The sequence below is a fragment of the Bittarella massiliensis (ex Durand et al. 2017) genome, assembly GCF_017566145.1.
Classification (GTDB): Bacteria; Bacillota; Clostridia; order Oscillospirales; family Ruminococcaceae; genus Bittarella; species Bittarella massiliensis_A.
The window spans coordinates 1-221 of sequence record NZ_JABFCL010000235.1; the positions used below are offsets into that span (position 1 = coordinate 1).

The 221-nt window shown below is 56.6% G+C and carries 1 protein-coding gene; it reads right to left on the reverse strand.

Annotated elements, in window-relative coordinates; genetic code table 11:
* Positions 1-221: DUF5711 family protein (locus tag HJY11_RS14170; protein WP_243764575.1), on the reverse strand; the 221-nt coding region annotated here is incomplete at both ends.

The following is a 221-nucleotide window of genomic DNA, read 5'->3' on the forward strand; positions in this document are numbered from 1 at the left end:
GCATGCTGGTCTCCACAGCTCCCACAGGGGCGTCCTTCCTGAAAATATACATCAGCGTGCCTTCCTTGTCCGCCACAACCGCTGTCTCATCCCGGACATCCGCCACAGGGTCTGTCATCTCATAGCTCTGCTTCCAGACTGTCTCCTGCTTCTGATTCAGCAGGGACGCACCGTCTGACGCGTACTTGAGAACACAGTCCCCCAGCTTTACATATCCGGCT